Genomic DNA, 25,392 nt, shown 5'->3' with positions numbered 1-25,392 from the left:
GTTCAGGGCCTCTTCTTTATTGCGCGGATTTTATCATCGACAAGCGATCAATCCGGCTTGCCGTGAATCACACCGGCGGTGTTGTCCATCAGGCTCTTGGTCGCCGTTTGCAAGAACGCTTCCAGTTTGAGTTTCAACTCGGCAGTGCGCGGTGCATTCGGAACGACTTCGGCATGCGGGTTGGCACCCAACTGGTACTGCCACATTTTCGGACCCATGTCCTTGTCTCTCGGCAATACCAGAATCTGGTCAGCGGTGACGATGGCAGTGGTCTGCTCGCTGCCCGACGGCTTGATCACACCGAAGCCGGTGTCGCCTTCCGGCAGGTTGAGCAAGTCGCGACCCCAGCACTGATGACGCACTTCGCCACCGAGACGGCCCATGATGGTCGGCACAATGTCGATCTGAGTGCCGACAGTGTGGTCACGGGTACCGAATTTCTCCTGGATGCCCGGCGCAATCATCAGCATCGGCACGTTGAAGCGGCCCAGGTCCATTTCGGTGATCTGGCGCTCGTTGCCGAAACCGTGGTCACCGACGATAACGAACAGGGTTTCCTTGAAGTACGGCTCTTTGCGCGCCTTCTCGAAGAACTGACCCAGCGCCCAGTCCGAGTAACGCATGGCGGTCAGGTGCTCGTTGAGCGAGCCACGATCGGTTACGCGCTCGACCGGCAACGGCGTTGGCAAGGCATACGGTGTGTGGTTGGACAGGGTTTGCAGCAGCGCGTAGAACGGCTTGCCGTTTTCCCGCGCCTTCAACTCCTGCAAACCACGGTCGAACATGTCCTGGTCGGACACGCCCCAGGTCGGATCGGAGAACACCGGGTTGACGAAGTCATTACGGCCAACGAAGTTGGTCATGCCCTGGTTGCTGAAGAAGCCCGACTGGTTGTCCCAGGCGAAGTCGCCGTTGTAGACGTACACGTCGTCGTAGTTACGGGCGCTGAGCACCTGCGGCAGACCGGACAGCTTGTGGCTACCTTCCGGGGTCTGCATCAGGTATTCGAAACCTGGCAGGTTGGGGAAGCAGGCCATGGTCGCGAACATGCCCTGGTGGGTATGTGTGCCGTTGGAGAAGAAGCGGTCGAACAGCAGGCCTTCCTTCGACAGCTTGTCCAGGTATGGCGTGATGTTGCCTGGTGCGCCCAACGCACCGACCGAGTGACCGGCCATGCTTTCCATCAGGATCACGACGACGTTCTTGATCGGCAGGGTCTTGTCGGCCGGCGGCGTGTAATCACGGCGCACGGCGGCAATATCGGCATCGACCAGTTTTTCGTCTGGCATCAGCAGCATGTCGCGCACGATCTTCTGCGCTTGTTCTTGCGGCAACGTGGCTTTCCAGATGTTGTCGCGATCCTCGCCCATACGGGACTTGGCGGCCTCGATCAGCGACAGCGTGGCGTTGAGGCCGAGCTGGTTGGCGAAGTTGGAATCGGTGGTGTACACGTCACCCCAACGCATTGGCGGGCCTTGACGCAGAGTGCCACGAGCGGCAACCACGCAGATCAGCAAGCAGACCACGAACACCGCAAGACGGGTGTACCACGGCGCTATTTGGCGGCTGCTGACGCTGCCGCCGCTGAACGGTCCGCGTGGACGGGTGGCACGGTCGGCGCCTTTGAACGCCAGGGTCAGAATAACGGTGCCGATGACCCACGCCAGTAGATAGCGCACCACCGGAAAACCGTACCAGAGCATGCTCATCACGGTTTTCGGGTCTTCTTTCACGTACTGGAACACCAGACCGTTGAGGCGCTGGTGGAACTCGCGGTAGAAGTCCATCTCCATCAGGCCGAGAAACAGCGCAATGCTCGATGCGATCGTCAGCCACAGACGGAAGAAACCGCGCGCAGCCATGGCGCGGGCACTGAACAGCGCCAGCACCAGCGGAATGCACACGTAAACCACCAGACGCAGGTCGAAACGCAGGCCGTTGGCGAAGGCTTCAAGGAACGTCGAAGCCGGGGTGTCGAGGATCATCTCGCGGTTGTAGACCAGCAGCGCGAGGCGCAGCACGGAAAACATCACCATCATGACCAGCGCGCAAAGCAGCGTGTAGGCCAGATGCGATTTGACGGTCGGTTGCAGCAGGCGAGCAGAAGATCGCTGCTGATTCAGGGCGTCCGGGTTTGCCATGTCGTTTTAGGACCCATTGGAAGTTGAAGTTGCAAAAATACAGCGGCGCCATGCCCTCTATTGGTCATTCCAGACCCCGGGGCTTGCGCGGTGCGCAAATGTTGCACGATCACCCGCACCATTGCCATTGATTACTGCCCCGCCGCCAGACACTTTCATTTACAGCAGCGGGCAAACAGCGCGGGCGAATTGTCTGGAACACTTTGTGAAAATTTCGTGCAACGCATATCTGGAAACACAATATAGATACAAAACAAAACGCCCCGACTTGTTCGAGGCGTTTCGTTGAAAGCGGGCCGATTACTTCTCGGCGCGTTCTTTCAGAGCTTTCAAGGTGTTGAACGGCGCATCGACGACGAACTTGTTGGCAACCATTGCCGGCACGCTGCCGCCCGGCTCGGTGTGCACTTGATAAGTGACTTCAACCTGGTCGCCCTTCGGTACGAACTTCCAGAAGCCTTTGACCTGCTGCACGCGGACAAAGCCTTTTTCTTCAGGAACGTACGTCGGCAGACCCTTGAGGTTGCGGGTCAGGCTGCCATCGGCGCCTTCGACGGTGGTGACTTCGATCACCGAGTCACGCGGAGTTACCGGCCAAGGCGTATTGAACTGGCTATAGGTCCAGCTCTTGTCGCCTTCGTGTTTGAGCAGTTTCTGGGTCTTGCACTCGTGAATCCAGGCGCAGGCGCCAGCGACGTCTTCCTGCAGTGCGCGCAGTTTGGCGACGGTGGTTTTCATCAGTGCGACGCCCTGGTAGGACTTGTAGTCCGAACCCGGCACTTCACTGAGGGACACCTTGATGCCGTCCTCGTTCTTGGCGACTTTCCAGTCTTCAGCCTGAGCAACGGACGTGGCCAGCACAGCGGTCAAACCACACAACACAGCGATACGATGCAGCGAACCCATAGTCTTATTCCTTATTGTTGAAGTTCCGTTCGTTTGACACATCACGCCGCCGTCATTTGCTCCCACCAGCCGATCAGCCTGATCGCTTCTTCCGAGCTGCTGCCGCAGACCTCGACATCCGCAGCGAAGCCGGAACAGACCGGCGGGCGCTCCGGACGGCCGAAAATGCTGCACAGGTTTTCGACCGAAAGCTGCACGCAACGTTCGCCGGCAGGTTTGCCATCAGGCATGCCGGGAATCGGCGAACTGATGGACGGGGCAATGCAGCAAGCGCCACAGCCTTCACGGCATTTCATGACGAACAATTCCTCGCGACGGGCGATGTGTAAAAGGGACGCGGAACAGAGTAACCGCTAAAACGGCTGTTTCAAATTGCCTGAACCGGGGTTTTTAGCGATAACTCAATGTGACTGACCAGTCTCCGACAAAGCGTCTGGTCTGCGGGTCACAGATGGTCTGAATTTACTGCTTGAATTCGAAATCCAGCGCCGCACCTTCGATTTCCCGACGGTCTTCGTTGCGCAGTTGCAACTGCATTTCATTGTTGAGCAAGCGGCCATTGAGCTGGAATCCGCTGTTTTTCTCGCCAAACATCTGCGGCAGGATTGGCTCGCGCTTGGGCAATTCAACAGCGCCCTTGGGCTTCAATTCCTGGACCATGTCCTTGGGCAAGCTCAAATCGAGTTTTGCTGGCGGCAATTTGGCTTTCACCACTTCGCTGGCAGATTTCGATTTGGAGGCGATCGGCTTGCGCTTCTTGATGACTTTTTGCTGGTTTTTTTTCGCGGGGACTGCCTTCTGCGCAGCCGTGGCTATATTAGCGGGACTCGTCGCAGCCGGTTTTTCCTGAACCGCAGCAGCCATCACCCCAGGCGCATGACCGATCATCAGTAAACCCAGCAAAACCCAAGCAGCAGGAAAAATCGCTTTCATGGACCCAACGACACTAACGGCAGAGGGCCATATGCTCGCTTGTTGGACGCCACAAGACAAGCATCACCCACCGCTCGTTCAGAATCCGCCAGCGGTTTCCTGACACAGTTGCGTCGCCAGCAACCCCAGGGTCATCAACGCCCGCTCCGCCTCGCGGTTCCACGGAATGCCGCAGTTCAGGCGGATACAGTGGTTGAACTGCTCGGTATTACTGAAGATCAGCCCCGGCGCGATGCTGATGCCCTGTTGCAAGGCGCGGACATGCAATTCTTGCGTATTGACCCTGCCCGGCAAACTCACCCAGAGGATGAAACCGCCGGTGGGCCGGGTCATTTGCGTGCCTTCGGGGAAGTACTGCTGCACCGCCAACTGGAAGGCGCTGAGGTTTTTCCGGTACTCCTGGCGGATGTACCGTAAATGCCGGTCATAGCCGCCGTTTTCCAGATAAGCGGCAATCGCCATCTGCGTGACGCTGCACGCCGAGTGGGTGCTGAAGGTCTGCAAGCGCTGGATTTCCTGCTGGTACTTGCCAGCAATCATCCAACCGATGCGCACACCGGGCGACAAAGTCTTGGAAAAACTCGAGCAGTAGATCACCCGGTCCAGTCGGTCATAAGCCTTGAGCGCCTTGGTTTTGCCTTGCTCGAACATCAGTTCGCCATAGATGTCATCTTCGACGATCTGGATGTCGAAATCCGAGGCCAGGCGCAGCAACTGTTTCTGCCGCTCTTCGGGCATGGTGCCGCCCAGCGGATTGCTCAGGCGCGTGGTCAGCACCAGCGCTTTGATCGACCATTGGTTGGCGGCCAGTTGCAGGGCCTCGAGGCTCATGCCGGTGGCGGGATCGCTCGGAATCTCGATAACTTTCAGGCCAAGCAGATCGGCCAGTTGCAGCAAACCGTAATAGGTTGGCGATTCGGCGGCGATCAGATCGCCCGGCCGGGTCAGCACGCGCAACGACATCTGCAAGGCATCGACACAACCGTGGGTGATCACCACCTCCGACGGGTCGACCACCACACCGGCGTCGCGCATACGGATCGCCACTTGCCGGCGCAGCGGTTCAAAACCCGGGCTGAACATGTAGCTGAAGGCACGCGGGCTATGGAAACGTGTGACCTTGGCCAGTTGCTGATGCAGTGCGCGCACCGGCAAGTAATCGACACTTGGCACGGCGGCGCCGAGCGGAAACACGCCTTCGCGGCGTGATTCGACCAGAACCTGTTGAATGATGCTGCTGCGGGTGACCAGCCCCGGCCTTTCGACCCGGGCAATGTCCGGCGTCGGCGCGGTCAACGCAGGCGTCTGGTGTACGTAATAACCAGACTGTGGACGTGCGCGGATCAAGCCCTGATCTTCGAGATTGGCGTAGGCCTGCAACACCGTCGCATGGCTGACGTTGAGCTGCGAACTCATCTTGCGCACCGAAGGCACGCGCTCCCCCGGTTGATAGACACCACGGCGGATGTCTTCGGCCAGTTGCTGAGCAATACGTTGGTAGAGCAAGAGATTGGTCATGACGCAGCACTCGATTTCACGGGCATTTTATTCTTGTGTGAAACAATACCGGAACAGTTTAGAAGTGTACTGGGACAGTTGCCACATTACTCGACCATACAGTGCGGTGTCTGCCCCTGACTGTACTGATTTGTGGGCCATTCGACAGACGTAAAAAAGCCCGGCACTGCATGACAGCCCGGGCTTTCCAGAGACGCAACCCTTAACGGGCGGCGCCGAGCTGGCCTTTTTCGTCGGAGAAGACGATTTCAACCCGACGGTTCTGTGCGCGCCCACGCTCGGAAGCGTTGGCGTCCACCGGATACTCATCGCCGTAGCCTTCGACCTGAATGCGTTTGTCGTCGATGCCCAGGTCCATCAGCACGTCCGCCACCGATTGTGCGCGGTCACGGGACAGTTTGAGGTTTTCCTGTTTGCCGCCGGTGCTGTCGGTGTAGCCCTCGATGCGCACCACGCGTTTCGGGTTCAGTTGCAGGAACTGCACAATCTTCAGCACCACGCGATTGGCCGAGTTTTTCAACTCGGCTTCACCGGTGTCGAACAACACATCGCCGAGGGTCATCACCAGACCGCGATCAGTCTGCGTGGTGGCCAGTGCGACGATCTGCTCTTCGAGCCATTTACCCTGCTGCTGCACGCTCAGCAATTTCGACTCACGCAGGGCCAGTTGCAGGCGCTGACGCTCCAGTTCGAGCTTGGCCGCGCGCTCTTCGTTGAGCACCTGATTGGTGTGCTCACGGGCGATTTCACTGTAGCGCTGGCTCAGGTAGGCGTAATGCACCACGTCCGAACCGCTGCCCCAGTAGGTCGACAGGCGATCGGCACGGGCCAGCGACTCACCGGCACGGATCACGTCTTTCGGCGCGATGCGCAGCACGTTGGAGTCTTCCTTGACCTTCTGGAAGTCAGCACTGGCTTCTTGCAGAGCAGATTCGCTGTGTTGCCCGGCGCAGCCGTACAGGCTGGCGCAACCGGCGAGGATCAGACCGCCGAGAATTTTCGACTTGAGGCTCATTGGGCATCTCCCAGTTGCTTGCGCAGACGGACGATGCGGGTGTTGAGCACATTCACCTGTTCTTCACTTTTTTGCGTCAGCACTTTGGCTTCGGCCAGACGGGCATCCAGTTCCGCTTGCTCGGAACGCATGCGCGCATTGCGGTAGGACTCGTCAGCCATGTTGCCTTTGGCGCGGTTGTACTTGGTTTCGGCCAGTTTCATTTCCGGCACTTCGTCGGCGGTGGCGCCAACAGCTTTGGCCTGGGTGATGGCTTGCTCGGTCAGGCGCATTTGTTCATTGGGTGCCGGATCGGTTGCGCAACCGGCCAGAGCCAGAACGGCCACAGCCGCGAAAAGAGGTCGAATACTCACTAAGAATCCCTACTGTTTTGGGGCACTGACAGGTTGTTGCGGCTGTTGCTGCTGCGCCTTCCAGCGCTCGATGTTGCGTTGCAGCGCGGCTTCCGTCAGTCCGGACGCGGGCAATTCTGTCATCTTTTTGGCTAGCTGTCCGCGCAACCACGGATCGTTGCACGCCGAGTTATGCGAAACCGCAAGAAACAGCCCCGGCCGGTCGATCGGTTGCTCAAAGGCCAGCAGGTCAGTGGCCATGCCCAATGCCTGCGCGGCGGCCATGCCTGAGTAACGGCCGGCGAGTACATATTCGACTTCACCGAGGAGCAGTTTCTGAAAGGCCTGAGTGAGGTTGGCTGTCCGGGTCAGGGTCAGATTCTGCTCGGCGAAAGTGCCGAATGCCTGGGTGATTCGAGACTTTTCCGACAGCGCACCCGCGTGGCCGTGCAGGTCTTTGGCTTCGCCGTAGACCAGTGTCGAGCCTTTACGCGTCCACACCAGATAGTCGTTTTCCAGCAGCGGTGGATAGATGTAGTCGAAGTTTTCCAGTTCATTGAAGGTCAGCGGCGCATCGGCCAGCATGTCCATGCGCCCGCTGCGCACTTCGTCGAGGGCTTGCGAACGCTTTCCGGCATAGAGCAACTCGACTTTGATGCCGAGATCCTTGGCCACTTGCTGCAACAGGTCGGCACTGGCTCCGATCAACTGTTTGGGATTTTGCGGGTCCTGCCACAGGTACGGCGGTGCATCCGGGCTACCGGTGACGACGAGGCGCTCGCACTTGCCGGCGGCTGTAGCCACACCTGGCAGCAAGGCCAATCCCAGCAATACCGAGTAACGCAATCCGCAGCGCAGATCCATGGCAAAACGCTCCCACTCAAATCCGAGACAAAAAAAGCCCGACCAAAAGGTCGGGCTCTTTATAAGTGAAGCCGCTGGATTAGACCAGCTTCTCCAGCTCAGGTACGGCTTCGAACAGATCCGCCACCAGACCGTAATCGGCCACCTGGAAGATCGGCGCTTCTTCGTCCTTGTTGATCGCAACGATCACTTTGGAGTCTTTCATGCCGGCCAGATGCTGGATCGCGCCGGAGATACCGACGGCGATGTACAGCTGCGGCGCAACGATCTTGCCGGTCTGACCGACCTGCATGTCGTTCGGTACGAAACCTGCGTCGACCGCAGCGCGCGAAGCACCAACGGCAGCGCCCAGCTTGTCGGCCAGGGCGTACAGGTGTTTGAAGTTGTCGCCGTTCTGCATGCCGCGACCGCCGGAAACGACGATCTTGGCAGCGGTCAGTTCCGGACGGTCGGACTTGGCCAGTTCTTCACCTACGAAGCTCGAAGTGCCAGCGTCGTGCGCAGCACCAACAGCTTCAACAGCAGCCGAACCACCTTCAGCGGCAACCGGGTCGAAACCGGTGGCACGCACGGTGATCACTTTGATTGCAGCAGTCGATTGCACGGTAGCGATAGCGTTACCGGCGTAGATCGGACGCTTGAAAGTGTCAGCGCTTTCGACCGAGATGATCTCGGAGATCTGGTCAACGTCCAGCTGCGCAGCAACGCGCGGCAGGATGTTTTTGCCGTTGGAGGTGGCGGCGGCCAGGATGTGGCTGTAACCAGCGCCCAGCTCTGCAACCAGCGGAGCAACGTTTTCCGGCAGCTGATGCGCGTAAGCGGCGTTGTCAGCGTTGAGGACTTTGCTCACGCCAGCGATTTTCGCCGCGGCTTCAGCCACGGCGCCAGCGCCTTGGCCTGCAACCAGAACGTGGATGTCGCCGCCGATTTTGGCCGCAGCAGCCACGGTGTTCAGTGTGGCCGGGGCCAGCACTTTGTTGTCGTGTTCAGCGATTACCAAGATAGTCATTTTTAGATTACCTTCGCTTCGTTTTTCAGTTTCTCGACCAGTTCAGCCACCGACTTGACCTTGATGCCTGCGCTGCGTGCAGCCGGCGCTTCGACTTTCAGGGTCTTGTTGGTGGAGGCGGTGGAAACGCCCAAAGCGTCCGGAGTCAGCACTTCGAGAGGCTTCTTCTTGGCTTTCATGATGTTTGGCAGGGACGCGTAGCGCGGCTCGTTCAAACGCAGGTCGGTGGTGACGATCGCTGGCAGTTTCAGCGAAACCGTCTGCGCGCCGCCGTCGATTTCGCGAGTCACGGCAACGCTGTCGCCGGAGACTTCGACTTTCGAGGCGAACGTGCCCTGACCGTAGCCGCTCAGTGCAGCAAGCATCTGGCCGGTCTGGTTGTTGTCGCTGTCGATGGCCTGTTTGCCGAGGATCACCAGCTGCGGCTGTTCCTTGTCGACCACAGCCTTGAGCAGCTTGGCCACGGCGAGCGAGGTCAGATCTTCAGCGGATTCGACGAGGATGGCACGGTCGGCACCCAGAGCCAGTGCGGTACGCAGCTGTTCCTGAGCGGTGGTCGGGCCGATGGAGACGACGACGATTTCAGTCGCAACACCTTTCTCTTTCAGGCGTACGGCTTCTTCCACTGCGATTTCGCAGAACGGGTTCATCGACATCTTGACGTTGGCGAGATCGACGCCGGAATTGTCCGCCTTGACGCGAACCTTGACGTTGTAATCCACAACGCGTTTGACAGCTACAAGAACCTTCATGGATTCCTCGTTACTCTCCGGTGAAAAGAAAGTCGCCTAGGCGAACCTGGCGGTTGATGCTCATCAGGCTAAAAGGGCACCTCTAAAAACGCCGACCGGGGTGCGAAGTGATTCCACAATGTGCAGGGGGTGCGACCGTTCGTCAGTGGTGACCGACAAGTCATTGATCCTCACGCTGTGTAAACTGCGCGCCAGACTGCGCTGCGCAGCACTCTCTACCACCTGTGCCCTGTCTTTAGACGTGCTCTTGAAACCGCCAGTCTGCCTACGACGAGCGCAAAACCGCCCGTATCTTGACCGGAACGCCTATTCCGGTCAATACAGCAAAATGACCATTCATAAGCCGCGCTTCTTTGATTTCTCTGGGCTGGAGCCGATTCAAACAAACGTTTGTATTGGACGCTCGGAGTGGTGTAGATATAATGCGCCGCCTAGAGAGAAAGGTGGTTTGCCCATTATTACCCTTGACGTTAACGTAAAGGCAATAACGGATGCGACACCGAACCTCCAAATTAGAAAAAAAACTGTTGAGCCTTGAGTAGGAGATAGCCTGTGGAACGCGAATACATGGAATTCGACGTGGTCATCGTCGGTGCCGGCCCCGCTGGCCTGTCCGCCGCCTGCCGTCTGAAGCAGAAGGCCGCCGAAGCCGGTAAGGAAATCAGCGTCTGCGTGGTCGAAAAAGGCTCCGAAGTCGGCGCACACATCCTGTCCGGTGCCGTGTTCGAACCACGCGCTCTGAACGAGTTGTTCCCGGACTGGAAAGAGCTCGGCGCGCCGCTGAACACGCCAGTGACCCGCGACGATATTTTCGTGCTGAAAAACGCCGAAAACGCGCAAAAAATTCCAGACTTCTTTGTGCCCAAGACCATGCACAACGAAGGCAACTACATTATTTCCCTCGGCAACCTGTGCCGCTGGCTCGCCCAGCAGGCCGAGAACCTTGGCGTAGAAATCTACCCGGGTTTCGCCGCTCAGGAAGCGCTGATCGACGAGCAAGGCGTGGTGCGCGGGATCATCACCGGTGATCTCGGCGTCGACCGCGAAGGCAATCCGAAAGAAGGCCTGTACACCCCGGGCATGGAACTGCGTGGCAAATACACGCTGTTCGCCGAAGGCTGCCGTGGCCACATCGGCAAGCAACTGATCAAGCGCTACAACCTCGACAGCGATGCCGACGCCCAGCACTATGGCATCGGCCTGAAAGAAATCTGGGAAATCGACCCGGCCAAACACCAGCCAGGTCTGGTGGTGCACACCGCCGGTTGGCCGCTGGACATCATGGGCACCGAGAACACCGGTGGCTCGTTCCTGTATCACCTGGAAAACAACCAGGTGGTGGTCGGTCTGATCGTCGACCTGTCCTACAGCAACACGTACCTGTCGCCATTCGACGAATTCCAGCGCCTCAAGCATCACCCGGTGCTGGCGCAGTACCTGGAAGGCGGCAAGCGCATCAGCTACGGCGCCCGCGCAATCTGCAAAGGTGGCCTGAACTCGCTGCCGAAGATGGTTTTCAAGGGCGGCGCGCTGATCGGTTGCGACCTCGGCACCCTGAACTTCGCCAAGATCAAAGGCAGCCACACCGCGATGAAGTCGGGGATGCTCGCCGCTGAATCGGTGGCTGACGCATTGTTCGCGGAAAAGGACGGCACTGAAGAACTGACCACTTACGTCGACGCGTTCAAGAAGAGCTGGCTCTACGACGAGCTGTTCGCCAGCCGCAACTTCGGCCCGGCGATCCACAAGTTCGGCGCCATCGTCGGCGGCGGTTTCAACTGGCTGGACCAGAATATCTTCGGTGGCAAACTGCCGTTTACCCTGCACGACACCAAGCCGGATTACGCTTGCCTCAAGCTCGCGGCCGACTGCAAGAAGATCGACTACCCGAAACCGGACGGCAAACTCAGCTTCGACAAGCTCAGCTCGGTGTTCATCTCCGGTACCAACCACGAAGAAGAGCAACCTTGCCACCTGAAGCTGACCGACCCGAGCATCCCGATCAGCAAGAACCTGCCGCTGTACGACGAACCGGCGCAGCGCTACTGCCCGGCCGGCGTGTACGAAGTGATCACCAAGGAAGACGGTGAGAAGCGCTTCCAGATCAATGCCCAGAACTGCGTGCACTGCAAGACCTGTGACATCAAGGACCCTTCGCAGAACATCACCTGGGTTACGCCGGAAGGCGCTGGCGGCCCGACTTATCCGAACATGTAAGTCGAAACGCTGAACAACAAGGCTCCCGAAATGGGGGCCTTTTTGTTGCCCACAATTCCTGCAGCACCACCGAACCCTGTAGGAGTGAGTCTGCTCGCGATTGCGGTGTGTCAATCAGCATCATCGTCAACTGACACACCGCAATCGCGAGCAGGCTCACTCCTACAGGGGATCTTCGTCAGCTCAGGCGGCGCGCTCGTCGCCCGGGCTGCGCTCGAAGTAGCGCTTGTACTCGCGGCTGAACTGCGAAGTACTCTGATACCCCACCCGATGCGCCACCTGCGCCACACCCAGCCCTTCCGCCACCAGCAACGTCTGCGCCTTCAACAAGCGCAAACGCTTCAGATACTGCACTGGCGACAACAACGTGCTGCGTTTGAAATGCTCATGAAACGTCGACACGCTCATGTTCGCGCAACCGGCCAGGGTCTCGACATTCAACGGTTCGGTGTAATGCGCATGCAGATGGCTGATCGACGCCGCCACCCGCGCGAACTGCCCCTGCTGCTCGACCAGTGCGCGTAATACATCGGCCTGCGGCCCGCGCAATGCAACGAACAACAACTCCCGCACCCGCGCCGGCCCGAGAATCTGGCATTCCAGCGGATCGTGCAGGCAACTCAGCAAGCGCTCGACACAGCCACGCATGTCATCGTCGAGCACCACCGAGGTCATCGACTCCGGCGTCTGCGCCGGAATATGCCGGCCCGGCGCCAGCCCCATGGCCAGCACCAACTCACCGAGCAACACCCGATCAATCGCCACCGACACGCCGAGCAACGGCGCATCCGGCAAGGCGAAGGTCTCACATTCGAACGGCACCGGCAGCGCCTGAATCAGATAATGCCCGGCGCCGTATTCCATGGTGCGTGGCCCGAGAAACGCCAGTTTGCTGCCCTGGGCGATGATCATCAGGCTCGGTTCATAAATGTGCGGGCCACGGGCGACGTCGCAACTGGCGCGCAATACTTGCACACCGGGCAATCCGGTCGGCGAATAACCATCGCGCAGCGCCAGCGGTTCGATCAGCGAAACCAACCGGGCATTGGCATCAAGATGACGGGTCAATTGCATCGAATTGTTCTTCACGAAAAATCACGAAAATAGGGGATGAAAGCATCATCGCAGATCCTTTTGCCAATGCGACCGATCAAACCCGTATGCCGGAGGATTAGGCATGAGACCCGGAGGAATCGTCATGGCCGGACCGACAGTCGGCGCCCATAATGCGCCGCCTCACTTGTTCCTGCTTTTGCGAGGTTTCACATGTACACCGCCATCGGTTATGCCGCCCAATCGGCCACCACCCCCCTCGCCCCGATGAAATTCGAACGTCGCAGCCCGCGCGCCGACGACGTTGCCATCGAGATTCTCTACTGTGGCGTCTGCCACTCCGACATCCACCAGGCGCGCAACGAATGGGGCATCGCCGTTTACCCGTTGATGCCTGGCCACGAGATCGTCGGAAAAGTCACCGCGATCGGTGCGAATGTCACCCAGCACAAAGTTGGCGATCTGGTCGGCGTTGGCTGCATGGTCGACTCTTGCCGCACTTGCGAAGCCTGCCAGTCGAACCTTGAGCAATACTGCCTCGAAGGCCCGACCATGACCTACGCCACCCCGGATCGGGTCGATGGCAGCAACACCATGGGCGGTTATTCCGACAGCATCGTCGTCAGCGAACACTTCGTTGTGCGCATCCCGGAAAAACTCGCACTGGCCAGCGCCGCGCCGATTCTTTGCGCGGGCATCACCACCTACTCGCCACTCAAGCACTACGGTGTGAAAGCGGGCGACAAAGTCGGGATTCTCGGCATGGGCGGCCTCGGCCACATGGGCATCAAGTTCGCCAAGGCCATGGGCGCTGAAGTCACGCTGTTCACCCGCTCGGCGAGCAAGGCTGAAGAAGGCCGTCGTCAGGGTGCCGATCACGTGATCGTTTCCACCGACGCCGAGCAGATGAAAGCCGCTGCCGGTTACTTCGACTTCCTGCTCGACACCATTCCGGTGCAGCACGATCTCAACCCGTACCTCGACACCCTGCGCTTCGACGGCGTGCACATTCTGGTCGGTCTGATCGAGCCGATTGATCCGCCGGTTCACGCTGGCAAACTGGTGATGAGCCGCCGCGTACTGGCCGGCTCGTTGATCGGTGGCGTCGCCGAAACCCAGGAAGTCCTGGATTTCTGCGCCGAGCACAACATCACCTGCGACATCGAAATGCTCGACATCCGCCAGATCAACGAGGCTTATGCGCGCATGATCGCTGGCGATGTGAAGTATCGTTTCGTGATCGACATGGCGACGCTCAAAGTTTAAATCTTTAGACCGAGCTCCGCCGACAGCCGGGCTGTGACCCCTTTGATCAGGGGAATCAGCTCGGCCATTTTTTCCAGCGGCATGTACGGCACGGTGCTGGCGATACTGATCGCCGCCACGATGCCCCTGCTCGCATCGCGAATAGGCGCCGCCACGCAGCGGATCGACGGTTCGTTGTCTTCCAGATCGAACGCGTAGCCACCGGCCACGTACTCGGTCATGCGCTGCTCAAGCTGTTCCCACGACTGCTGGGGATGCTGCGGCCAGAACTGACTTTTCCCACCGGCCGGCAGGCTGATGTCGTACAGCCGCTGCCAATCTTTCGGCGAATCATCGAGCATCAACGCCTTACCAATCCCGGTGCGTGCCAGCGGCATGCGATGGCCGACCCGCGAACGCATTTCCGGGCCATTACGCCCCGGATTCTTCAACAGATAAAGCACCTCGTCGCCTTCACGAATACCCAAGTGCACGGTGTCACCGGTCAGCGCCGACAACTCGTCCAGATACGGCGCGGCCAGGGTCACCAGCGGCAATTCTTCGCGCGCCTGGAAACCCAGTTCGATCAGCTTCGGCCCGAGCAGATAACCGATTTGCGGCACCACGCGCAGGTAGCGCTCATCGACCAGACAACTGGCCAGACGATGGGTGGTGCTGCGCGTGGTGCCGATCAGCCGGGCAATTTCCTTGAGATCGCGGGCGCCACTGGCCACCGCTTGCACCACGCCGAGGCCGCGCAATAGCGTCTGCGTGCCGGTGGGCGCGGCGTCCTTGGTTTTTTCCGGAGCGTCTTCCTGCATATCCAGCCTTTACCGTTGAGCGAGGGAACGGGCGGCATTATGGTCGCCCGACGCAGACCACTACAACTCGATACGCTCGACCTTGCCGACCAGCAGCACGTAGGACAAGGCACCGATCAACGCGAGCACCGCGATATAGGTGATCGCCGGCGCGAACGAATCGCCACTGGCGAGGAAGCCAATCACGATCGGCGTGGCAATCGCCGACAGGTTACCGATGAAGTTGAACACCCCGCCGGTCAGCCCGAGCAAACGCGCCGGCGCCAGCGTCGACACCAGCGACCAGGTGATCGAGGCCAGACCGTTGCCGAAGAACGCCAGCGCCAGGAAGGCAATCACCAGCGGTGTCGACTCAACGAAGTTGGCACCGATGATCGAAGTGGAAATCAGCAGTCCGCCAATGATCGGCAGCTTGCGCGCAAAACCAACGGTGTAGCCGCGACGAATCAAGAAGTCGGAAAAGAACCCTGAACACAGCACGCCAATAAACGCGGCGAGAAACGGCAGCGACGCCAGCAGGCCTGACTTGATGAAGTCCATGCCGCGATACTTCACCAGATAAGTCGGGAACCACGTCAGGAAAAACCACAACGTTGAGTTCAGGCAGAACTGGCCGAGGTAGATGCCCCACAACTTGCGCTTGGTCAGGACGATACCGAGATCAGTCCAGCTGAATTTGGCTTTGACCTTGGCCGTTTCCTGCTGAATATCGACCAGACCACCGCCCTCGCGGATCAGCTCGATTTCGGCGTCGTTAGCGCCTTTGAAATCCCGTGGTTCGCGATAGACCGCGTACCAGATTGCAGCCCAGATGATGCCCACCGCACCGGTGGCGACGAACACCATGTGCCAGCCGAATTCGTGTTGCAGCCAGGCCAGCACCGGGGTCAGGAATGCTAGGCCAACGAACTGCCCCGACGTGTAAAAACCAATCGCCGTGGCGCGCTCACGCTCGGGGAACCAGGTGGTGACCACGCGGCTATTGATTGGATACGCCGGTGCTTCCAGCGCACCGACCGCCATACGCAATACAAACAACGCGATGAAACTGGCCGCGAAACCGAGCATCACCGTGGCAATCGACCACAGCAGCAACGCGACGCTGTACAGAATGCGCGGCGGCACGCGATCGACCAGCCAGCCGCCGGGGATCTGCATGGCGGCGTAGGTCCAGCCGAACGCGGAAAAGATCAGACCGACGTGAATCGGATCGATGCCCAACTCACTGGTCAGCGCGGGCGCGGCAATCGACAGGTTGCTGCGATCGAGGTAGTTGATGACCACGGTGATAAACAGCAACACCATGATGAAAAACCGCTTGCGGCTAGGCGTGACTAAAGACGCCTGCCCGGTGAGGGTTTGCGGTTGCATGGGGAGAGCCTCTTTTTATGTTTATTGAGGTCGGCCTGAGGCCTGCACTGCACTCTGTGGGAGCGAGCTTGCGCGCGAAGACGGCGACACATCCGGCATCAATGTGACTGACCTGCCGCATTCGCGAGCAAGCTCGCTCCCACAGGGGGTTGTGGTGTGTCAGAGACAAATCACCACTCGGCAAAGCTGCCATCGGCATGACGCCAGATCGGGTTGCGCCAGCGGTGGCCGACGGCCGCACGCTCGATCACGTATTCCTCGTTGATCTCGATGCCCAGGCCCGGGCCGTTCGGGATCTTCACGAAACCTTTGTCGTAATCGAACACCCGTGGATCCTTCACGTAGTCGAGCAAGTCGTTGCTCTCGTTGTAATGGATGCCCAGGCTTTGCTCCTGGATAAACGCGTTGTAACAAACCGCATCCAGTTGTAAACACGCCGCCAGCGCAATCGGCCCCAACGGGCAATGCAGCGCCAGCGCCACATCGTAGGCTTCGGCCATGTTGGCGATCTTGCGGGTTTCGGTGATGCCGCCGGCGTGCGAGGCGTCCGGCTGGATGATGTCGACGTAGCCTTCGCTCAACACGCGTTTAAAGTCCCAGCGCGAGAACAAGCGCTCGCCGAGGGCAATCGGCGTGCTGGTCAGCGGCGCCAGCTCTTTCAGCGCTTCGTAGTTTTCGCTGAGCACCGGTTCTTCGATAAACATCAGTTTGTACGGGTCGAGTTCCTTCATCAGCACCTTGGCCATCGGCTTGTGCACGCGGCCATGGAAGTCAACACCGATGCCGACGTTAGGCCCGACCGCGTCACGCACAGCGGCGACGTTGGCCAGCGCCAGATCGACTTTTTCGAAGGTATCGAGGAATTGCAGCTCTTCGGTGCCGTTCATTTTCACCGCAGTGAAACCACGGCTCACCGCCTCTTTTGCGGCACGTGCGGTGTCGGCCGGACGGTCACCGCCGATCCACGAATACACGCGAATCTTGTCACGCACCTGACCACCGAGCAGATCACTCACCGACACACCGAGGGCCTTGCCCTTGATGTCCCACAGCGCCTGATCGATACCGGCCAGTGCGCTCATGTGGATCGCGCCGCCACGGTAGAAGCCACCACGATAGAGCACGGTCCAGATGTCTTCGATGTTGCGTGGATCTTTGCCGATCAGGTAGTCGGACAATTCTTCAACGGCAGCCGCGACGGTATGCGCGCGACCTTCGACCACAGGCTCGCCCCAACCGGTCACGCCCTCGTCGGTTTCGACCTTGAGAAAGCACCAGCGCGGCGGGACGATGAAGGTGGTGAGTTTGGTGATTTTCATCTTTTTGTCTCTCTTATAGATGTAGCGCACGCAGCGCCAAAAAAGTCTTAGCGAAGGGCCTTCCACGCGGCCACGTAGGCCTTGGCATTCACCGCCACCTGCTCCGCCGTCATGCCCGGTTTGAACAGACCGGAGCCGAGACCGAAACCCTTCACGCCAGCGTCGATAAACGCCTGCATGTTGTCCGGCGTGATACCGCCGACCGGCGCCAGCACCGTCCCCGCCGGCAACACCGCAAGCCAGGCTTTGACGACCGCCGGGCCCATCTGCTCGGCCGGGAACAGCTTGAGAATGTCCGCGCCCTCCTCCAGCGCCGCGAAGGCTTCGGTCGGCGTGGCGACACCCGGCGATAAGTACAGCCCCGCCGCTTTTGCCGCGCGCAAGACCTTGGCGTCGCTGTGCGGCATGACAATCACTTGGCCGCCGGCCTCTTTCACCAACCCGACCTGTTCCGGGGTCAACACCGTGCCGGCACCGATCAGGCAATCGGTGGGCAAGGTCTTGCGCAGGATGCGGATACTTTCGTACGGCAAAGGAGAATTGAGCGGTACTTCGATGACGCGAAATCCGGCCGCATACAGGACTTCTCCGACAGCGGCGGCTTCCTGCGGATGCAGGCCACGCAGGATCGCGATCAGACCGTTTTGCGCCAATGCTTGCTTGAGCATGTCAGGCCTCCAGTCAGGGTTAACGGGATGAGGAATCGATCAGCCCGGCGGCCAGCGCCAGTTGCCACAAACCACGCTCGGTGGCCTGTTCGGCCAGCGTTACGTTGGCGAAACCGCAGGCATCGAGGGCACGGCTGTAGCGCGCACAGAGTTGCGCGTTGCCAATGAGGATGATCGAAGGAAGATTCGGATTGTTGCGGCGACGCCGCTGAACCGTGGCGAGCGCCGCCAGTTCATGGCCGATCATCAGGCCGGACAGATAATCCGCCTGCGCGGTCGGGCTCAATTCACCGGTCAGCCCCAGCGTGCGAGCACTGAACAAGGTCGACAGCACGCCGAGTTCGCCATCTGTCGACTGCGCAACCTGCACGCCGCGGTCAAACGCCTGACCGTCGAATGTCGCACTGTGTTTTTGGGTGCGACCGAGGATGCTGTGTTCACTGAGCACGGCGAATACTTCGCCGGTCATGAACGTATCGAAATGGGTGATGCGGCCATCGACAACGTCGACCCATTTCGAGTGACTGCCCGGCAGACCGATCAACAGATCGGCACCTGCCTCAATCGGCAGATTCTGCAGCACGCCGAGCACTTGGGTTTCTTCGCCACGCATCACATTCGGCAGACGCGAACGCTGGATCACGCCCGGCACGATATGCACCACGGCGCCACGCAGGCTGACAACTGTTTGTAGGGATTTTCCGAGATTGGCGACGTTCGCCGGCGTCTCGCAGTAGGCCGCTTCACGCCAGCCCTGCGCACTGCCGACCATGCCGCAGGCGATCACCGGCAGATCCGGCTGCGCATCGAGCCAGTCGCCGCACGCCTCGTCGAATGCCAGTTCAAAACCATCGGCGCATTCGCGACCGTTGATGACTCGCGGCGTCTTCGGCAGTTGCATGATCCCGGACGACAGCGCGCGCTGCTCCAGCACCACGCCGCCCGCCGCGAGTTTGTAAGCACGTAATGAGGTCGTCCCCCAGTCGAGCGCGATCAATTGCGCCAGCATCGCTTCACCTGTTTTGTTTTTGGCAGTGAGTGCGATGGACTATAGACCTCTCAGGCTGGAAATCTCAATATGTAATTTTGCATCCCACATTATGGGATAAAGCAATCATTGCACGCGCTGCTGTTCAATGACGTGTACGAGGTCAGTTGCTGGAATCAGCATTGACTTCGAATAGTATCCCCCGAATGAGTAAGCTGAGGTAAACACTCTGCAAGAGACGGCGTTACGTTCATTTAATAATGCCAGCAGTTCTTCCGCGCTCATGAAAACATTTGAAACGCCCTCATCCTCCTTTCTCACTGCGGACAATCTAGACGTATAAATATGGTCTAAACCAGAATTATCGGCGTCAACCTCAACAAGATTACCAACAAAATAATTAGTCAATTTATCGGAGCTTTCAAATTCAAGCTCTTTATCCAGAGAGCAAAACAATGTTTCACCCAACTGTGTTTCTCCCGTCGCATCCTTAAAAAAATTCAACACATCGGTCTTCGAACTAAAGCGAACACTCCAAGACAAACTATCGCCCCCTGTAGCGACAGAAATGAATTCAATCTCGGTATCAGGAAGAATCGGCCGATTGGCACAAGAACTACATAGAAGCATCGTCAGCACAACAAATAGTCGTATCATTTTTTCGATTCCAAATATTGAGTCACTCGCTCATAAACTATATCGCACGCAGACTTTCCACTTTGAAGTTTGGAGGCGAACAGCATACCTGCTTGCCGGTGATTCGCACTGACCGCCTCATTTATATTCGGTCCAGATGTCATGATCCAGCGCTCTCCCAAACTGGCAACAGTATCTGAATCGTCTTTTTCCTTGGGGGATGCCAATATATTTATCCAGTAATCTGCCACTGGCTTTGGCGTCGTAAAATAGATATCAGAGAACATCCATACACCTGTACCACCGCCAACAGGATCGAGTGTTACCAACATCTTTACTGTATAACCTCGTTCTTTCAAAATCGAGGTCAAATGTGCACCATTCCACCCCCCAAGGCTATGACCAACAATCACAAGATAAACCGTCTTATCACCTTTTAACGGGCGTATTACATACTTCTCGATATCTTTCTCACCGCGAACATCCTTATAGCTTATATAAGGTAAATTAACGTCGAGCTTTTGTTCCGGAGACAGTCTGTTCGACAACTGATTCCACGCATTTTGCACGTTATGATGAGGAGGTTCATTCTGATAATACTCCTCTTTATCCCCAGCACCGCCAATAAAGAAAACGGCTACCTTTTTCACTTTGACAGTAACTTGCTTGACGCTCTGGTCAGTCTTGCAGGTCAACTCATGGCCAGCCACTTCAGTTTTGCAGTCTCTGAGTGCAGGATTTTCGACTTCCATTTCGATCACTCTACAAACAATTTAATAGTTTCAGCCAAGTGAGAACTCACCATATGGGTAAAGCCCTGCTCATTGGTGATGCCATGTTCTATGCGCCCATCACCTCGCTGGATCGCATACGGATGATCGGGGATAGGCTCGCCAGTCGCCTCATTCACCACTTGCAACCTGTCCGTAAAATGCACTGGCATCGGCAACAACCCGCTAAAAGCCGCCCCGCCGCCACTCTGGCCAATAATCACCGTCCCCGACCCACCGACCACGACATTGCCGTGGCCTCCGGTGCTGTCGAGTGTGGCGGCATTCAGGCCGTTGATGAATACGGTGCCGGAAACGGCTCCGGTAATCGGGCTGCCGCACGCCGATTTATCGGTCATGCGCGCGGCGGCGAGGCCGTCGAAGAAGACGTTCGGCGAGCCGGAGGCAATCGGGTTGGTGCCATGGCCTGGCAATGGGCAGGCGGTCGGGTCGGTGACGCGTGCAGCGGGTTTACCACTCAATTCAAAGCTCCTTGCTTCAGGGGTTCCGGGTGCGGCTGATGAATATCGATGTCGGTCGCGGCGAAGCGCCAGCGGTTGTCGACGGGGTCGAACAGGGCGTGGCAATGCTCACGGCTGTCGGGTGATGCGGCGGTTTGCAGGTGCCGCCAGGCTTCGTCGGTTTGCCAGGCCAGTTCGGCCGGCGAGGCGTCGTCGAGTTCGTTGAGCCAGGCGTTGTAGTTGCGCAGGTGATTACGCTCGTAAGTCGATTGCAGCAGTTCGGCCATTTGTGCGCCGAGGTCGAGATGATGCTGGGCCGTCCACTGGCCGATCTCGGAATAGACGTACCAGCCCATCGGCATCAACCCGCCGTCGTTGAGCAGCGAATGCCCGGCAGGGGCGACGAAACCGCAACAGACGTGCAGCGTCAGCCAGCCTTGATGAGCGTCGATAAACGCCGTCGGATCGAAGGTGCGCAGCGCTATCACGCGGTACTCGGCGAGCCCGGCACTGCGCGTCATCAACTCGGCATCAAGGCGTGAGACGAACGCACGAATGGCGCTGCCGCCCGTGCTGTTTGTAGTGCAGAGAATGTCGACCGGTTGGCGCTGGGGGTTGTCGCTCGAGCCTGAGTTTTTCACCAGGCCATACAGACGCATTGTCGCCCGTAGTCCGCTCATCGCTGGTCACTCGTTGACGCAGCGAAGGCTCCACGGGCGTGGAGAAGTAGTGCCAGAGGCATGCAGGTGTCATCCATGAGCGCGCAAAAATGGCGCGTAGGATGCCGGACTAGAGCGCTGGCGACAATCGAATTACTGCCGGATTGCCATCATCGTGTTCAGCCCTCAGCAAACTCACGCAGAACCTGGCCATCCATGCGGTAGCGCACCCACTCTTCCTGAGGTTGCGCGCCGAGGGATTTGTAGAATTCGATCGCCGGCGTGTTCCAGTCGAGCACGCTCCATTCGAAGCGGCCGCAGTCGTTGTCGCAGGCGATCTTCGCCAAGTGACGCAACAAGGTTTTGCCAGCACCGCCGCCGCGTTGTTCGGGGGTGATGTAGAGGTCTTCGAGGTACAGGCAGTTGCTGCCGAGCCAGGTCGAATAGCTGAAGAAGAACACCGCGAAACCGATCGGCAGACCATCGCGCAGGCAGATCAAACCGTGGGCGGTGGCGCCTTCGCCGAACAGGCTGCGTTCGATGTCGGCGACGCTGGCGATGACTTCGTGGCGGGCCTTTTCGAAATCGGCGAGTTCAGTGATGAAGGCGAGGATTTGCGGGGCATCGCTGGGGGTCGCCGGGCGGATTTCGATCGTCATGGACGGGCCTTGTCGGAAAAGGAAAACGCCATACTAAGGCCGTGGGCGGCGCTCGTCACATGGCAAAACAGCGGATACCCTCTCGCAATGCTTCAAACGCCGCCACCCCATGTGGGAGCGAGCTTGCTCGCGAATACATTCTGTCATTCAACAATGCAGGTGACTGTAAGGGCGCCTTCGCGAGCAGGCTCGCTCCCACAGGGACTTCGACAATCTGAAAGGATGCTTATGAACCTTGAGTTTTTTACACCCGTGGCGGCACTGGCAGCAGAGTTACTGCCACACGCTCTGGAGCCGTCCGACGACGGCGCTCACGACCTCGCGCACCTGCAACGGGTCTGGCACAACGTGCGTACGCTGCATGAAGAAGAAGGTGGAGATCTTGAGGTGCTGTTGGCCGCCGTGCTCTTGCACGACTGCGTGGCGGTCGAGAAGAATTCACCTCTGCGTTCGCAGGCTTCGCGGCTGGCGGCGGAAAAAGCTTCTGCAGTATTAGCCGGTATGAATTGGCCGACAGCGAAAATCAGTGAGGTTGCCCACGCCATCGAAGCCCACAGTTTCTCGGCCAACATCCCCCCGCTCACCCTCGAAGCGAAAATCGTCCAGGACGCCGACCGCCTCGACTCACTCGGCATGCTCGGCGTCGCCCGTACCTTCTATATTGCCGGGCGCATGGGTTCAGCGCTGTACGACCCACAGGATCCCGAAGCGAAACAGCGCGACTACGACGACAAACGTTTTTGCCTCGATCACTTCCAGACCAAACTGCTACACCTCGCTGACGGTTTCCAGACCGCCACCGGCCAGCGCCTGGCGCAGATCCGTCATCAACGCTTGAAGGGGTTCATGGAGCAGTTCAAGGAAGAGATCGGCATCGCCTGATGCGTTACTCCGGCGCACGGCGATCCTGACTTCGCCAAGCTCAGACCTAACCCGCGCGCCGGGCGTGTTAAACAGATGACGCTGAATTTATCCGGTCAAGGATTCGCGTCATGTCGCAAGCAACCCCCAAGGTCTCAGGCAAGCTGTTCGGTCTGTTCTGTCTCGCCAGTTATCTGCTGTCGCTGTCCTATGGCTCGACGTTTTTGCTGTCGTTGCTGATCGCTTCTCGCGGAGGCAATGAACACGATGCCGGCAGTGTGATTTCGGCGGCGATGCTCAGTACGTTTGTCGCGGTATTGGTGTCCGGGCATCTGTCGGACTGGCTCGGCGCGGCGCGTTCGATTGCGTTGTTCGGGCTGTTGCTGGTGGTGGCGAGTCTGGGCTTTGCGCTGACGCCGGGGTTCGGTCATCTGCTGTTGTTTTTCGGCTTGCTGTTGGGATTGGGTTGGGGCGTTTTCTACACCTTGGGGCCGATCATCGTCGCCAGTCTGGTGACCCCGGCGCAGCGCGCCAAATACTTCGCGCTGCTGTCGGGCAGCATGATGACCGGCATTGGCAGCGGCCCATTACTCGGGCGTGCAGCCAGTGCCTTGGGGTTGCCAGTGACCTCGGCGTTTTACCTGGCGGCACTGGCGAGCCTGGTTGGCGTGCTGTTGTACTGGCAACTCGGGGCTCGATTGAAAAGCACGCAAGTAACCTCGGCCGCAAGAATCACTTGGCGAGCGACCACCCAAGTGCTCGGCTCGCGCGCACTGTTCCCGATCATCATGGTTGGTCTCGGCGGTTGCGTGTTCGGTGGTCTGTCGAGTTTCCAGACCAGCTATGCCGCTGCCCGCGCTCTGGATTACTCACTGTTCTTTCTGGGTTTCATGAGTGCGGCAATCAGCAGCCGGATGTTGATCGCAGGTTATGTGGTCAAACGTGATCCGCTGCGCGCGTCGTGTCTGTTGTCCGGACTGATGCTGGGTTCGATTGTGCTGTTCGCGTTCGGCGTGCACAGCGGCTTCAGTTATCTGCTGGCAGCGGTGATGCTTGGCGTCGGTTATGGCCTTACCTATTCGGTAATCAACGGTTTGGCGGCCAACGAAGCACCGGCCGGCACCACGTCACAGGCCTTGTTGCTGTTCAGTCTTGCGTACTTTATCGGTGTGTTTGGTTTCCCGTTACTGGCCGGGAAAATCATCGTCGAGCACGGCATGAGCACGCTGCTTTTGACGGTATTGATCGTCGCGTTGGCCAACTGGCTGATTACCCTTGGCCGCTTGCTCTGGCGACGGATCAGTCTGCAATCGACGCAGGCAATCTAGACCGTTCGTCGTTCATCAGGCACCAATCCGATCAGCGGGCAGACCAACGACAGGTAAGGATTCCAATCACTGGAGAAGCCCTATGATCCCGTCAAGGTTGACCGCTTTCGTATTCAGCGCCCTGCTCTGCCCTGCGGTTTTCGCCGCATCCGCCACCGCTGCGGGCACCGGCCCTACCGATCCGACCCCGCCACGCGCGCCCGCCATCAACAGTGCTCCCGGTATGAATACCGACGGCTCCGGCGTGCCGCTGATCAACCAGCCGCCCGCCACCGGTACTGATCCGCGCACCCAAGGCAGTGATCCGGGTCGTCAGGGCGGCATGAACACCCCCGACGCCCCCGCAACGCCAGACAATGCTGGCCCCGGCATCGGCTCGAAAACCACCACCGGTGGCTCCGGTTCCGAAGGCTCCGGTCAGTAGTTCGCCGACGCGAGCGTCCTATTCAATCCAATGAAGAGGTAACCATGAACGTCGATAAAAACCTGGAAAAAGAAGTCCTCACCCGCTTGCTGCACGCCCACCCGAGTGGTCTGGGCAAGGAGGTGCTGGACAATTACCGGGGCGAGAAGGTCGTGGCCAGCGCCCTCGCCGCTTTGCAGGATCGTGGACTGATTCACCACGGGCATGTGACCTGCAACGAGGCTGGCGAACATTCGTTGAACCTGCCGATCAAGCTCAGTGCCGCTGGCGTTGAGGCTGCGCGCAAGCTGGATCTGCAGTAGTCCTGCGGCCGCTCGCTGCCGACGCGGCGAGCGGTATCCAACATTGAATTTTGTGTTGAAACTAATGGCCCCTTCGCGAGCAAGCTCGCTCCCACATTGGAATACATTTCAAATGTGGGAGCGAGCTTGCTCGCGAAAGC

General features: G+C 58.8%; 27 protein-coding genes. 6 read left to right on the top strand and 21 right to left on the bottom strand.

Translation table 11 applies throughout. The features are described from left to right. Positions 1-47 precede the first annotated feature (47 nt). The 10 genes from HUW52_RS09935 to HUW52_RS09890 all read right to left on the bottom strand — a co-directional run bounded on the left by HUW52_RS09935 (position 48) and on the right by HUW52_RS09890 (position 9,470). Positions 48-2,141, bottom strand: a complete 2,094-nt coding sequence (locus tag HUW52_RS09935; RefSeq protein WP_175553521.1) for an LTA synthase family protein — start codon at positions 2,139-2,141, stop codon at positions 48-50. 300 nt (positions 2,142-2,441) lie between these two features. After that, a complete protein-coding gene (locus HUW52_RS09930) occupies positions 2,442-3,047 on the bottom strand; it encodes an START domain-containing protein (RefSeq protein WP_122597194.1) in 606 nt (201 codons plus the stop codon). A 41-nt stretch (positions 3,048-3,088) separates the two neighbouring features. Beyond that, on the bottom strand, positions 3,089-3,343 hold the full coding sequence (locus tag HUW52_RS09925) for a YkgJ family cysteine cluster protein (RefSeq protein WP_150706512.1): 255 nt from the start codon (positions 3,341-3,343) through the stop codon (positions 3,089-3,091). A 166-nt stretch (positions 3,344-3,509) separates the two neighbouring features. After that, a complete protein-coding gene (locus HUW52_RS09920) occupies positions 3,510-3,980 on the bottom strand; it encodes a translation initiation factor 2 (RefSeq protein ID WP_175555659.1) in 471 nt (156 codons plus the stop codon). Positions 3,981-4,058: 78 nt separating this feature from the next. Beyond that, positions 4,059-5,498, bottom strand: a complete 1,440-nt coding sequence (locus tag HUW52_RS09915) for a PLP-dependent aminotransferase family protein (RefSeq protein ID WP_016985994.1) — start codon at positions 5,496-5,498, stop codon at positions 4,059-4,061. Between the two features lie 202 nt (positions 5,499-5,700). Then, positions 5,701-6,513: an OmpA family protein gene (locus HUW52_RS09910; protein ID WP_016985995.1), complete on the bottom strand. Its 813-nt coding sequence runs from the start codon at positions 6,511-6,513 to the stop codon at positions 5,701-5,703. Then, the gene (locus HUW52_RS09905) at positions 6,510-6,866 is read right to left on the bottom strand and encodes a DUF4398 domain-containing protein (protein ID WP_016985996.1); all 357 of its coding nucleotides are present in this window, start codon (positions 6,864-6,866) and stop codon (positions 6,510-6,512) included. The genes HUW52_RS09910 and HUW52_RS09905 overlap by 4 nt, the downstream gene beginning before the upstream one ends. A gap of 9 nt (positions 6,867-6,875) precedes the next feature. Beyond that, entirely contained in the window at positions 6,876-7,709 is an 834-nt protein-coding gene (locus tag HUW52_RS09900) for an ABC transporter substrate-binding protein (protein WP_175553520.1), read from the bottom strand. A 79-nt stretch (positions 7,710-7,788) separates the two neighbouring features. Beyond that, positions 7,789-8,718: an electron transfer flavoprotein subunit alpha/FixB family protein gene (locus HUW52_RS09895; RefSeq protein ID WP_007908340.1), complete on the bottom strand. Its 930-nt coding sequence runs from the start codon at positions 8,716-8,718 to the stop codon at positions 7,789-7,791. A gap of 2 nt (positions 8,719-8,720) precedes the next feature. Then, complete coding sequence (locus HUW52_RS09890; RefSeq protein WP_007908338.1) at positions 8,721-9,470, bottom strand: electron transfer flavoprotein subunit beta/FixA family protein; 750 nt, start codon at positions 9,468-9,470, stop codon at positions 8,721-8,723. A 552-nt stretch (positions 9,471-10,022) separates the two neighbouring features. Between HUW52_RS09890 and HUW52_RS09885 the strand changes: the two genes are divergently transcribed. Beyond that, a complete protein-coding gene (locus tag HUW52_RS09885) occupies positions 10,023-11,687 on the top strand; it encodes an electron transfer flavoprotein-ubiquinone oxidoreductase (RefSeq protein WP_016985998.1) in 1,665 nt (554 codons plus the stop codon). Between the two features lie 183 nt (positions 11,688-11,870). On the opposite strand, the gene HUW52_RS09880 is transcribed toward HUW52_RS09885, so the two are convergent. Continuing rightward, on the bottom strand, positions 11,871-12,761 hold the full coding sequence (locus HUW52_RS09880; RefSeq protein ID WP_008085522.1) for an AraC family transcriptional regulator: 891 nt from the start codon (positions 12,759-12,761) through the stop codon (positions 11,871-11,873). A 192-nt stretch (positions 12,762-12,953) separates the two neighbouring features. On the opposite strand from HUW52_RS09880, the gene HUW52_RS09875 reads away from it, so the two are divergent. After that, positions 12,954-14,006, top strand: coding sequence for an NAD(P)-dependent alcohol dehydrogenase (locus tag HUW52_RS09875; protein WP_007908332.1), 1,053 nt, complete (start codon positions 12,954-12,956; stop codon positions 14,004-14,006). On the opposite strand, the gene HUW52_RS09870 is transcribed toward HUW52_RS09875, so the two are convergent. From HUW52_RS09870 to HUW52_RS09825, 10 genes are all read right to left on the bottom strand, one after another. Continuing rightward, positions 14,003-14,806, bottom strand: coding sequence for an IclR family transcriptional regulator (locus HUW52_RS09870; protein WP_016986000.1), 804 nt, complete (start codon positions 14,804-14,806; stop codon positions 14,003-14,005). The two genes, HUW52_RS09875 and HUW52_RS09870, sit on opposite strands and share 4 nt — an antisense overlap. A gap of 60 nt (positions 14,807-14,866) precedes the next feature. Next, positions 14,867-16,177 carry an MFS transporter gene (locus HUW52_RS09865; protein ID WP_175553519.1) on the bottom strand — a complete coding sequence of 437 codons (1,311 nt, stop codon included), beginning with the start codon at positions 16,175-16,177 and terminating at the stop codon, positions 14,867-14,869. Positions 16,178-16,347: 170 nt separating this feature from the next. Then, positions 16,348-17,496 carry a galactonate dehydratase gene (gene dgoD / locus HUW52_RS09860; protein ID WP_008085519.1) on the bottom strand — a complete coding sequence of 383 codons (1,149 nt, stop codon included), beginning with the start codon at positions 17,494-17,496 and terminating at the stop codon, positions 16,348-16,350. Positions 17,497-17,543: 47 nt separating this feature from the next. Further along, entirely contained in the window at positions 17,544-18,164 is a 621-nt protein-coding gene (locus HUW52_RS09855; RefSeq protein ID WP_175553518.1) for a 2-dehydro-3-deoxy-6-phosphogalactonate aldolase, read from the bottom strand. A gap of 19 nt (positions 18,165-18,183) precedes the next feature. Then, positions 18,184-19,173: a 2-dehydro-3-deoxygalactonokinase gene (locus tag HUW52_RS09850; RefSeq protein ID WP_134176392.1), complete on the bottom strand. Its 990-nt coding sequence runs from the start codon at positions 19,171-19,173 to the stop codon at positions 18,184-18,186. 105 nt (positions 19,174-19,278) lie between these two features. Further along, the gene (locus HUW52_RS09845) at positions 19,279-19,809 is read right to left on the bottom strand and encodes a hypothetical protein (protein WP_016986004.1); all 531 of its coding nucleotides are present in this window, start codon (positions 19,807-19,809) and stop codon (positions 19,279-19,281) included. Further along, positions 19,806-20,540: a hypothetical protein gene (locus HUW52_RS09840; RefSeq protein WP_077574055.1), complete on the bottom strand. Its 735-nt coding sequence runs from the start codon at positions 20,538-20,540 to the stop codon at positions 19,806-19,808. Before HUW52_RS09840 ends, HUW52_RS09845 begins: the two co-directional genes overlap by 4 nt. 5 nt (positions 20,541-20,545) lie before the next feature. Beyond that, the gene (locus tag HUW52_RS09835) at positions 20,546-21,040 is read right to left on the bottom strand and encodes a PAAR domain-containing protein (protein ID WP_016986005.1); all 495 of its coding nucleotides are present in this window, start codon (positions 21,038-21,040) and stop codon (positions 20,546-20,548) included. Beyond that, positions 21,037-21,699 carry a hypothetical protein gene (locus HUW52_RS09830; protein ID WP_175553517.1) on the bottom strand — a complete coding sequence of 221 codons (663 nt, stop codon included), beginning with the start codon at positions 21,697-21,699 and terminating at the stop codon, positions 21,037-21,039. The genes HUW52_RS09835 and HUW52_RS09830 overlap by 4 nt, the downstream gene beginning before the upstream one ends. Before the next feature lie 158 nt (positions 21,700-21,857). Then, positions 21,858-22,337 (bottom strand): GNAT family N-acetyltransferase, encoded by a 480-nt coding sequence (locus HUW52_RS09825; protein WP_007908312.1) that lies wholly within the window; start codon positions 22,335-22,337, stop codon positions 21,858-21,860. Positions 22,338-22,565: 228 nt separating this feature from the next. Here HUW52_RS09825 and HUW52_RS09820 point away from each other — a divergent pair, with 228 nt between their 5' ends. The 4 genes from HUW52_RS09820 to HUW52_RS09805 all read left to right on the top strand — a co-directional run bounded on the left by HUW52_RS09820 (position 22,566) and on the right by HUW52_RS09805 (position 25,252). Then, positions 22,566-23,219 (top strand): HD domain-containing protein, encoded by a 654-nt coding sequence (locus HUW52_RS09820; protein ID WP_175553516.1) that lies wholly within the window; start codon positions 22,566-22,568, stop codon positions 23,217-23,219. 110 nt (positions 23,220-23,329) lie between these two features. After that, positions 23,330-24,526, top strand: a complete 1,197-nt coding sequence (locus tag HUW52_RS09815; RefSeq protein ID WP_175553515.1) for an MFS transporter — start codon at positions 23,330-23,332, stop codon at positions 24,524-24,526. A gap of 82 nt (positions 24,527-24,608) precedes the next feature. Continuing rightward, positions 24,609-24,950 carry a hypothetical protein gene (locus HUW52_RS09810; RefSeq protein ID WP_008085503.1) on the top strand — a complete coding sequence of 114 codons (342 nt, stop codon included), beginning with the start codon at positions 24,609-24,611 and terminating at the stop codon, positions 24,948-24,950. A gap of 44 nt (positions 24,951-24,994) precedes the next feature. Then, a complete protein-coding gene (locus HUW52_RS09805; protein WP_016986009.1) occupies positions 24,995-25,252 on the top strand; it encodes a hypothetical protein in 258 nt (85 codons plus the stop codon). Positions 25,253-25,392 lie beyond the last annotated feature (140 nt).

It is taken from the genome of Pseudomonas sp. 43A (assembly GCF_013363935.1).
Lineage (GTDB): Bacteria > Pseudomonadota > Gammaproteobacteria > Pseudomonadales > Pseudomonadaceae > Aquipseudomonas > Aquipseudomonas crudilactis.
Note: the sequence above shows the minus strand (reverse complement) of the source record. Positions and strands in the feature narration are given on the sequence as shown.

Excerpts from the sequence above, each read along its gene's own strand:
- HUW52_RS09935 (WP_175553521.1), bottom strand. The coding sequence starts at position 2,141 with ATGGCAAACCCGGACGCCCTGAATCAGCAGCGATCTTCTGCTCGCCTG.
- HUW52_RS09930 (WP_122597194.1), bottom strand. The coding sequence starts at position 3,047 with ATGGGTTCGCTGCATCGTATCGCTGTGTTGTGTGGTTTGACCGCTGTG.
- HUW52_RS09925 (WP_150706512.1), bottom strand. The coding sequence starts at position 3,343 with ATGAAATGCCGTGAAGGCTGTGGCGCTTGCTGCATTGCCCCGTCCATC.
- HUW52_RS09920 (WP_175555659.1), bottom strand. The coding sequence starts at position 3,980 with ATGAAAGCGATTTTTCCTGCTGCTTGGGTTTTGCTGGGTTTACTGATG.
- HUW52_RS09915 (WP_016985994.1), bottom strand. The coding sequence starts at position 5,498 with ATGACCAATCTCTTGCTCTACCAACGTATTGCTCAGCAACTGGCCGAA.
- HUW52_RS09910 (WP_016985995.1), bottom strand. The coding sequence starts at position 6,513 with ATGAGCCTCAAGTCGAAAATTCTCGGCGGTCTGATCCTCGCCGGTTGC.
- HUW52_RS09900 (WP_175553520.1), bottom strand. The coding sequence starts at position 7,709 with ATGGATCTGCGCTGCGGATTGCGTTACTCGGTATTGCTGGGATTGGCC.
- HUW52_RS09895 (WP_007908340.1), bottom strand. The coding sequence starts at position 8,718 with ATGACTATCTTGGTAATCGCTGAACACGACAACAAAGTGCTGGCCCCG.
- HUW52_RS09890 (WP_007908338.1), bottom strand. The coding sequence starts at position 9,470 with ATGAAGGTTCTTGTAGCTGTCAAACGCGTTGTGGATTACAACGTCAAG.
- HUW52_RS09880 (WP_008085522.1), bottom strand. The coding sequence starts at position 12,761 with ATGCAATTGACCCGTCATCTTGATGCCAATGCCCGGTTGGTTTCGCTG.
- HUW52_RS09875 (WP_007908332.1), top strand. The coding sequence starts at position 12,954 with ATGTACACCGCCATCGGTTATGCCGCCCAATCGGCCACCACCCCCCTC.
- HUW52_RS09870 (WP_016986000.1), bottom strand. The coding sequence starts at position 14,806 with ATGCAGGAAGACGCTCCGGAAAAAACCAAGGACGCCGCGCCCACCGGC.
- HUW52_RS09865 (WP_175553519.1), bottom strand. The coding sequence starts at position 16,177 with ATGCAACCGCAAACCCTCACCGGGCAGGCGTCTTTAGTCACGCCTAGC.
- dgoD (WP_008085519.1), bottom strand. The coding sequence starts at position 17,496 with ATGAAAATCACCAAACTCACCACCTTCATCGTCCCGCCGCGCTGGTGC.
- HUW52_RS09855 (WP_175553518.1), bottom strand. The coding sequence starts at position 18,164 with ATGCTCAAGCAAGCATTGGCGCAAAACGGTCTGATCGCGATCCTGCGT.
- HUW52_RS09850 (WP_134176392.1), bottom strand. The coding sequence starts at position 19,173 with ATGCTGGCGCAATTGATCGCGCTCGACTGGGGGACGACCTCATTACGT.
- HUW52_RS09845 (WP_016986004.1), bottom strand. The coding sequence starts at position 19,809 with ATGATACGACTATTTGTTGTGCTGACGATGCTTCTATGTAGTTCTTGT.
- HUW52_RS09840 (WP_077574055.1), bottom strand. The coding sequence starts at position 20,540 with ATGGAAGTCGAAAATCCTGCACTCAGAGACTGCAAAACTGAAGTGGCT.
- HUW52_RS09830 (WP_175553517.1), bottom strand. The coding sequence starts at position 21,699 with ATGAGCGGACTACGGGCGACAATGCGTCTGTATGGCCTGGTGAAAAAC.
- HUW52_RS09825 (WP_007908312.1), bottom strand. The coding sequence starts at position 22,337 with ATGACGATCGAAATCCGCCCGGCGACCCCCAGCGATGCCCCGCAAATC.
- HUW52_RS09820 (WP_175553516.1), top strand. The coding sequence starts at position 22,566 with ATGAACCTTGAGTTTTTTACACCCGTGGCGGCACTGGCAGCAGAGTTA.
- HUW52_RS09815 (WP_175553515.1), top strand. The coding sequence starts at position 23,330 with ATGTCGCAAGCAACCCCCAAGGTCTCAGGCAAGCTGTTCGGTCTGTTC.
- HUW52_RS09810 (WP_008085503.1), top strand. The coding sequence starts at position 24,609 with ATGATCCCGTCAAGGTTGACCGCTTTCGTATTCAGCGCCCTGCTCTGC.
- HUW52_RS09805 (WP_016986009.1), top strand. The coding sequence starts at position 24,995 with ATGAACGTCGATAAAAACCTGGAAAAAGAAGTCCTCACCCGCTTGCTG.